At 41.3% G+C, this 6,324-nt stretch carries 4 protein-coding genes; 3 read left to right on the forward strand and 1 reads right to left on the reverse strand.

Annotation, left to right across the window (positions count from 1 at the left end):
• The first annotated feature begins 327 nt into the window (after window positions 1-327).
• The 3 genes from LI126_RS14475 (at window position 328) to LI126_RS14485 (ending at window position 4,995) form a co-directional block, all read left to right on the forward strand.
• Window positions 328-756, forward strand: a complete 429-nt coding sequence (locus tag LI126_RS14475; protein ID WP_227165638.1) for a MarR family winged helix-turn-helix transcriptional regulator — start codon at window positions 328-330, stop codon at window positions 754-756.
• Between the two features lie 92 nt (window positions 757-848).
• Complete coding sequence (locus tag LI126_RS14480) at window positions 849-3,185, forward strand: ABC transporter ATP-binding protein (protein ID WP_227165639.1); 2,337 nt, start codon at window positions 849-851, stop codon at window positions 3,183-3,185.
• The gene (locus LI126_RS14485; protein ID WP_015529364.1) at window positions 3,178-4,995 is read left to right on the forward strand and encodes an ABC transporter ATP-binding protein; all 1,818 of its coding nucleotides are present in this window, start codon (window positions 3,178-3,180) and stop codon (window positions 4,993-4,995) included. The genes LI126_RS14480 and LI126_RS14485 overlap by 8 nt, the downstream gene beginning before the upstream one ends.
• Window positions 4,996-5,057: 62 nt before the next feature.
• Here the strand turns inward: LI126_RS14485 and LI126_RS14490 are convergent, their stop codons facing one another.
• Window positions 5,058-5,741 (reverse strand): hypothetical protein, encoded by a 684-nt coding sequence (locus tag LI126_RS14490; protein ID WP_227165640.1) that lies wholly within the window; start codon window positions 5,739-5,741, stop codon window positions 5,058-5,060.
• Between the last annotated feature and the right edge of the window lie 583 nt (window positions 5,742-6,324).

Genomic DNA, 6,324 nt, shown 5'->3' on the forward strand with positions numbered 1-6,324 from the left:
CGATTTAAAATGGCGAGATGCGTTGCTGGTCGCACATCGTGTGAACAGTAACGAGTTTTAATGGGAAATGGTGAAATCAGATGGAGTCAGTCATTTGATTTCACCATTTTTATACATTAAATTTAATTAACTATCTAATTTGTTTATGTGCAAAAAGTATTAAGAAAATGTGAAAAAATAGAAATAATATTGACTTACTTCGTAAAAAGTAATATATTTTCAATTAGTTAATTAACTAACTAATTTCATCATTCATTCTGTGGGGAAAGTGATAGTCAGAAATTTTGTTTCGCAGAATGTATCAATAAATCAAGGAGGAAGAAGAACGTGAAGTGTCATAAAGAGGATGCCCCATTACTTGGATTGATGGGACAGAGTATGCGCCTGATCGGAAAGAGAGCACAGGAATTATATGCAGAATACGATCTGAACAGAGCCCAGTCAGGTATATTATTTGCCCTTCATCAGGAAGATTCCATGTCTCAGAAAGAACTTGCGAAGCGCCTGAATGTAACGCCGCCGTCGATCACATCGATGATCAAGAAGATGGAGCAGGAAGGTTACATTACAAGAAAAGCAGATGAACAGGATCAGAGAGTGATGCGCCTTACCCTTGCGCAGAAAGGGAAAGATTGCATAGCTTACGTGATCAAGACAGCTGAGAAACTGGAAGAAATCGTGTTTGAAGGAATGAGTGCGGAAGAGAAGATGCTTTTTCGCCGGCTGCTCATGCAGATCTTAGAGAATCTGGAGTAGTGAATGAAGTAGATTACTGTCACTGAAAATCAGTGATTTATAATAGATTGTGTAACTTGAAGAGAATTACCAGGAAAGGAAATACGCAGATTATGAAGAACTTATTCAAATACGCTGCATCATACTGGAAAGCTATGATTGCGATCGTGCTGATTCTGGTTGTGCAGGCGTATTGTGATCTGTCCTTGCCGGCCTACACATCAGATATTGTAAATGTAGGAATCCAGCAGGGCGGTATTGAAGATGAAGTACCGAGACAGATTGCAACAGAAGAAATGGAAAAATTGCTTTTGTTTGTATCGGAAGACGATCAACAGACGGTGATAGATGCATATACAGAAGATAATACTTCTTATAAAAAAGAAGCTTATGTCTTGAAAGATTCTGTTGCTGAAGAGGAAAATACGATGGAGAATCTGAAAGATATTCTTCAGATTCCAATGATGATGACATCCGGAATCGAGTCCGGAAGTGATACAACAAAACAGATGGAAGACAAGCTGAAAGAGCAGATGTCCCAGGGAATGGCGCAGAGCATGCCACAAGGGGCAGACCAGACAATGCCGGAAGGAATGCCACAAGGTGAATCTCAGGCAGAATCCCAGGCAGTGTCACTGGATGACATGTCTATGTTTGATCTTCTGAAAATGCTTCCGGCTGAGCAGAGAGCAACAATGGTTGAGAAGATTGAAGAGCAGATGTCAGAGATGCCGGATACAATTCTTGATCAGGCATCAGTGAGCTTCTGCAGGAGTGCATATAAAGACCTTGGAATGGACATGGATCAGACACAGATTCATTATCTGTTAAAAACAGGAGGTCAGATGGCTGCACTTGCTCTTCTTGGAATGGTAGCAAGTATTATGGTTGCATTTCTGGCATCAAGAGTTGGGGCAAGTGCAGGACGTGATCTGAGAAGTGGAGTATTCCATAAGGTTGTTGGATTTTCAAACAACGAGTTCAATCACTTCTCAACAGCATCTTTGATCACGAGAAGTACGAATGATATCCAGCAGATTCAGATGCTGATCGTTATGCTGCTTCGTATGGTTCTGTATGCGCCAATCCTTGCAATCGGTGGAGTGCTGCAGGTTATGAAGACGAATGTATCCATGTCCTGGATCATCGGACTTGCGGTTATTATCATTGCATTTGTAGTTTTGTTGCTGTTCCTTGTTGTTATGCCAAAGTTCAAAGTGCTGCAGAATCTTGTTGACAAGTTGAACCTTGTAACAAGAGAGATTCTGACAGGACTTCCGGTTATCCGTGCATTCAGTACAGAGAAGCATGAGGAAGAGAGATTTGATGATGCGAACCGCACACTGACGAAGACGAATCTTTTCGTCAACCGTGCAATGACATTTATGATGCCGGTGATGATGTTAGTCATGAACGGTGTATCTGTTCTGATCGTATGGACAGGAGCACATGGAATCAGTGATGGACAGATGCAGGTTGGAGATATGATGGCATTTATCCAATATACGATGCAGATCATTATGGGATTCTTAATGCTTTGTATGATTTCAATTATGCTTCCAAGAGCAGCTGTGGCAGCAGACCGTGTTGAGGAAGTATTGAAGAGTGAGACAATGATCCACGATCCAAAGCAAGAAAAACATTTCCCGGAAGACGGAAAAGGAGTACTTACTTTCGATCATGTATCTTTCCGTTATCCAGGTGCAGATGAAGATGTTCTGGAAGATATTACATTTACAGCGAAGCCGGGTGAGACAACAGCGATTATCGGAAGTACCGGAAGCGGTAAGTCTACGCTGGTAAATCTGATTCCACGTTTCTATGATGTGACATCCGGAGATATTACGCTGGATGGTGTAGATATCCGTGAAGTGAAACAGCATGAACTTCGTGAGAAGCTTGGATATGTTCCGCAGAAGGGAGTTCTGTTCTCGGGAGATATCGCATCTAATATCATGTTTGGTAATTCACATGGAAGCGATGATGAGATGATCGAGGCGGCAGAGATTGCACAGGCAACAGAATTTATTGACACAAAACCGGAGAAATATAAGAGCCCGATTTCACAGGGAGGTTCGAATGTATCCGGTGGACAGAAGCAGAGACTTTCTATTGCAAGAGCAATCGCGAAGCACCCTCAGGTATTTATTTTTGACGACAGTTTTTCTGCCCTTGACTATAAGACGGATGTAACACTCCGCCGTGCGTTGGCTGAAAAGACAAGCGGAAGTACGGTGCTGATCGTTGCACAGAGAATCAGCACGATCCTGCATGCAGAGCAAATTATAGTATTGGACGAAGGCAAAGTGGCAGGTAAGGGAACTCATGCGGAGCTTCTCAAGAACTGTCCGGTATACCGTGAAATCGCAGAATCCCAGCTGTCCAGGAAAGAGTTAGAAGCAGCGTTAAATGAGCAGACAGATGGAAAGGAGGATCAGATTCATGGCTAGAATGCATGGCGGTCGAAGACCGAATGAAAAAGCAAAAGACTTCAAAGGAACAATGAAGAAACTGATCCGCTACATGGCAATTTACAAAGTACAGGTATTTTTCGTAGCCGTGTTTGCTATCTGTGGAACGATATTCAATATTGTCGGACCGAAGATTTTAGGAAAAGCAACGACGGAGATTTTCAATGGACTTGTAAGTAAAGTTTCCGGTGGAGATGGAATGAATTTCGGTAAAATCGGACAGATTCTGCTGACTGTTCTTTGCCTGTATGTGATCAGCGCAATCTGCAGTTTTGTGCAGGGATATTTGATGACGGGGGTGTCTCAGAAGACAACCTACCGTTTGAGAAGAGAAATCTCCGAGAAGATCAACCGCATGCCGATGAGCTATTTTGACACAAAGCCGGTAGGTGAAGTGCTTTCCCGTGTGACAAATGATGTTGACACACTTGGACAGAGCCTGAACCAGAGTGCGACTCAGATGATCACATCGGTTACAACTCTGATTGGTGTATTTATCATGATGTTGTCAATCAGCCCGTTGATGACAGTGATTGCAGTTTTGATTCTTCCGCTTTCTGCCGGATTGATCGGATTCGTAATGAAACATTCACAGAAATATTTCGTAGGGCAGCAGACATACCTTGGAAATGTGAATGGACAGGTAGAAGAAATCTATGGTGGTCATAACATCATCAAGGCATTTAATAAAGAAGAGGAAGTAATTGAAGTATTCAATGAAACAAATGATAAGCTGTATGATTCCGCATGGAAATCCCAGTTCTTTTCCGGTTTGATGATGCCTGTAATGCAGTTTGTAGGAAACTTGGGTTACGTGGCAGTGGCAATCCTTGGCGGATATCTGACAATTAAGGATGTGATCGAGGTTGGAGATATCCAGTCCTTTATTCAGTATGTACGTAACTTTACACAGCCATTGCAGCAGATCGCACAGGTGGCGAATATGCTTCAGTCAACAGCTGCAGCATCAGAGCGTGTCTTCGAGTTCCTGGAAGGACCGGAAGAAGATCAGACAGTAGAGAATCCGGTTTCTGTAGAGAATCTTCAGGGAAATGTTGAATTTGAGCATGTACGTTTTGGATACAATGAAGATAAGATCATCATTAATAACTTCTCAGCGGATGTGAAAGAAGGCCAGAAGATCGCAATTGTTGGTCCGACAGGAGCCGGAAAGACAACAATGATCAAATTGCTCATGCGTTTCTATGATGTGAATGGAGGTTCGATCAAGATTGACGGACACGATGTCCGGGACTTCAATAGAAGTGAACTCCGTGAAATGTTCGGAATGGTTCTGCAGGATACCTGGCTGTTCCATGGTACGATCAGTGACAATATCCGTTATGGAAAACTGAATGCGACAGAGGAAGAAGTGATTCAGGCAGCGAAGGCGGCACATGTGCATCGTTTCATCCAGACACTTCCGGGAGGATACAATATGGAACTGAATGAAGAAGCAAGTAATGTATCCCAGGGACAGAAACAGCTCCTCACAATCGCAAGAGCAATCCTTGCAGATCCGAAGATCCTGATTCTTGACGAGGCGACAAGTTCCGTTGATACCCGTACAGAAGAAATGATCCAGAAAGCAATGGACAATCTGATGAAGGGAAGAACAAGCTTTGTTATTGCCCACCGTTTGTCAACAATCCGGGATGCCGATCTGATCCTTGTTATGAAGGATGGGGATATCATTGAGCAGGGAAATCATGAGGAACTTCTTGCAAGAGGCGGTTTCTATGCAGATCTGTATAATTCTCAGTTCGAAAGTACGACAGAGATCGCGTAAAATAATAAGAAACTCTATTATCTCTTCCGGATTAGAATATGGCAGGGATAATAGAGTTTTTTCTATAAAGGATTAGCTAAAAATTCAATCGTATATTGTTCAAGTGAAGCAAGAAGCTTATCAAGTGGAAATACCTTAAGATCATTTACTGCATCCACGGTAACACTGAGATATCCATGCAATGAATCCAGGACTTGCTGTACATTTCCATACTGAATTTCATTGATCCCTGGATTTATTATCTGTGCGTTCAGATCGAGTGGAATCTGATAACGATTTACAAGATAAGTATTCATCTTTGTATAGTCCCCATAATAATATTCCTCAGTAAGATACTTTTCAAAAGGGATATAAGTCTGGAAATTTCTGATATAAACGGTCGCAATCTCTTCTTTTATATCTGTAATCTGTCCGGTTTCATCATAAAAATCAACAATTTCCGGAATAAAATCCTTGAAAAACCGACGGTCGATATATAAATGAAAATAATATCCCAAAACACTGGAATCAGAAAGAAGAGAGCTGTATTTAGCAATAAAACGTGTTAAATCTGGAAATACCATCATCTTATCACGATAAACAGGATTCCGGAAATGTGAAAGCTCTTTTTGGTCTGTCGCGTCCGGTAGAAGATTCCCAATCAGAAAATCATTTACAGATTGAATCGGATAAGGAAAATCAGGGTACTCGTGAAGATGGCTTCGCAGCATCTGGGCTGCAGTTAAATGTAAAATAAAACCAGGCATGAGAAAATCCTTTCATATATAAAGCTGATACTATCTTAACATGAAATGAGTATATTATACAAGCGAGCTTGCAATAGCTGTCGTGTTTTGAAATGTATGTTACGCATCTGCAACAACCGAAAGAACTGACGTCCTTTCGGTTAAGGGCATTCGCCCTATGTTCCCCAACCCTACCAGTTTATTGCAAGCAAGCTTGCAATAGCTGTTAGTGTTTGGGAACGCAGATGCTAATTTTTCAGAATATTCTGAATTACATGAAAAATATAAAAAACATTGACAATTAGAAATGACTATGATAAGATAACATTCGTCGCTGAGAACGGCACTGAAAACTACAGAACAGACGCTTGAATAAGAGGAAGGCGCGGAGGCGGACAGTCCCTGAGAGAGAAAAAGTTCGAAGAAAAGATTTATAAGTAAAGATGATAAAAACTTATAAGAAATTTTAAAAAGTGGTTGACAGAAAAGTTCGAATGTGATAGCATAAATACACTGCTAGTGAGAAGTAATCAAACGGATTCGGCAGTGAAAGAAAAATAAAAAAGTTCTTGACAAAGACAAAAGCTTTTGATAAAATATAAAA

The organism is Mediterraneibacter sp. 210702-DFI.5.30 (assembly GCF_020560115.1).
Classification (GTDB): Bacteria; Bacillota; Clostridia; order Lachnospirales; family Lachnospiraceae; genus Mediterraneibacter; species Mediterraneibacter faecis.

Coding starts and splice junctions, on each gene's coding strand:
- LI126_RS14480 (WP_227165639.1), top strand. CDS start 849: ATGAAGAACTTATTCAAATACGCTGCATCATACTGGAAAGCTATGATT.
- LI126_RS14485 (WP_015529364.1), top strand. CDS start 3,178: ATGGCTAGAATGCATGGCGGTCGAAGACCGAATGAAAAAGCAAAAGAC.
- LI126_RS14490 (WP_227165640.1), bottom strand. CDS start 5,741: ATGCCTGGTTTTATTTTACATTTAACTGCAGCCCAGATGCTGCGAAGC.